The 2,534-nt window shown below is 37.9% G+C and carries 1 protein-coding gene; it reads right to left on the reverse strand.

What is annotated here, in order from left to right; genetic code table 11:
* Positions 1–113 precede the first annotated feature (113 nt).
* Positions 114–1,934, reverse strand: coding sequence for a reverse transcriptase/maturase family protein (locus HMPREF0381_RS14000; protein ID WP_040461993.1), 1,821 nt, complete (start codon positions 1,932–1,934; stop codon positions 114–116).
* Positions 1,935–2,534: the final 600 nt, after the last annotated feature.

Here is a 2,534-nt window from a genome sequence, read left to right on the forward strand (position 1 = left end):
CTATCATGAGGTAAGTTTCAGCTCATCCTCCGAAAAGGACTCGCTTCCACTCCCTCCCAAACCGCACGGACACCTCTCGATGTATACGGCTTTCCACTTATCTTTTGTGGTGATTAAGAATGAATTAACTTATGGCATTCCGGGCATACTACAAGTGTTTTTCTTCTCTTTTGTTTCATGAGTCTTTCCCACTCTGTTTGCCCTTTCAAATCTTTGAGTTTCTTAACTAAGTGTATTTCCAATTCTCTACAGTCTTTATGACATAGTTCACAGGTATGTCGCTCAACCCTCTGTTTAAGAGTATTTGATTTGACATATTTTGAAAACTGTGGCAGTTCGCTAACATTATCAAATTTAGTAGCGAACCCTTTTCGTTTAAAGCCATCTTTGTAGAATGTCGTTATCTTTGTTCCCTGTTTTATCTCATATGCAACTGTAAATAAGTCATTTCTGCAATATCTTCGCTTTATCTCATGGACATTTGTTCTATACTTACAGGCAAATGTCTTGTACATGCTGTACTTCATCAAATTTGCAAATCTTCCTATTTTATAAGAATCATTTGCAATAGAATAATAATTGTAGAGTCCACGAACTTCTGCATTGTATCTTGCTAGAATTTCTATATCACTCCGGTTCACCAGCTTCCCCCTATGGAGGGCTAAGAATCTCTCTTTGCCGTTTTCGTTAATTTTGATTTTTATTGCTTTGTATTCAATTAGCTTATTTACCCACTTTTCCCTTGGAACAAGGAGCCGGACTACACCTGAATGACATCTTTGAGTCTTGCCATTAGCTGTCTTTGTTAGTGTTTGTGCTCTTGATACAGTAATGTCATAGCCTAAGAATCTTGCCCTATCTCCCGTATGCGTTATCTTAGTCTTGCTATCGGACATTTCTAATTTTAATGTGTTTTGCAGGTATATCTTAATGTCTTCTTTGATAGCTTCTGCATCTTTTTTACTGCCAATTACTCCGATAATAAAGTCATCCGCATATCTTGTATATTGTACCCTCTTATAATTCTCATCATTGTAGACATATGAGGTTAGGGATTTTTCAATCCTTTCCAATTCCTTCAATTTTTGGATTCTGACTTTCTTTTCTTCATCGGTTAGGTCATTCCATATTTCTTTGCCTGCTTTTCTATATCTATATGCCCTATCAACACTTGTCCTATATGCGGTTGAGAAATGCTTTCTTTTTGACTCTGTATTAAATGCTTCTGCATATTTCTCCACAAACTTATCCAGTTCATGAAGGTAGATATTCGCTAACACCGGACTGACTCCCGCACCTTGCGGCACTCCATTATAGGTTCTATTGTAAGTCCATTGCTCCATATATCCTGCCTTAAGGAATTTCCATATAAGCTGAATAAAGACTTCATCATCAATCCTCTTTTTCAAAAGGTCTATGATTATATGGTGGTCGAAACTGTCGAAACATGCATGAATGTCGCCTTCAATAAACCAGTTAGTCCCTGTGAAGGTTTTCTGTATCTGCATGAGTGCTGTCTGACAGCTCCTGTTTGGCCTGAACCCATGTGATTTATTGCTAAATATAGGTTCATAAATGTTTTCTAAAATCATCTTAACGACTTCCTGCACAAGTTTGTCATTGCCTGACTGAATTCCAAGCGGACGTTTTTTATCACTGTTTTTCTTTGCAATATACTCTCTTCTTGCAGGCTTTGGTTGATAACTACGGTCTTTCAAAGATTTAATTATCTTTTCAATTCTTTCGTTACTCATGCCATCTATCGTTGTTCCATCTGCTCCGGCAGTCATACTACCGTCATTTGCATAGATATTTTTAAATGCAAGCCAATAGAACTCCGAATTGTATAGATTCCGATATAGCCTTTGGAATCTGTAAGTTTCATTCTTTGATTTTTCCATCAAATTTTTTAATACTTCAGTTGGATTTCTCAATGCCTCTCGCACCTTCCTTCATTTTAGTATTTAGTGATAAGCTGCTCCCCTTTGCCATGTGAACGTCATTAACGCCTCGGACTACTATGGGAGCTGTGTAACCATGCCCGTTACCGGGTTTAGGTCATCTCCAGTTAGTAAAAATTAGATTAGCTTTCAATGTTGTCGGCACTGACTTTCGCCATTTGCCCGCTGTCTTGCGGTTGCTCTACTCATAAGTATCACTTACTTTCATAACTGCGAAATGAAAGCAACATGAGTAGTCATACGTTACAATCCTTTTCGTATGAAGGGCCGGATTCCCCCGCTCTGACTATCGTTTAAGCAGTTTAGCTTTGTACCTCATACACTGATTTTTATTCTCAAATAATTTAGGACTTAGGATTAGTCTCTCTCTTATCTCCGTTCCTATTAGGAACAACAACATGCTAAACTCCCCTTTGGGTTTCCCCTCTCGGATAAGTTGTAGAATAATAGGTTGCTTTTCGCTTTTTATGAGCCTCCTTACCTCTTTAATATTTGCGAATTGCTTGATACTTTTACCTACCGCTTGCTAAAGGCGGTATCTTATAGTTACCACGTCGTCATATTTTATAGTGT

This window comes from Lachnoanaerobaculum saburreum DSM 3986, assembly GCF_000185385.1.
Lineage (GTDB): Bacteria > Bacillota > Clostridia > Lachnospirales > Lachnospiraceae > Lachnoanaerobaculum > Lachnoanaerobaculum saburreum.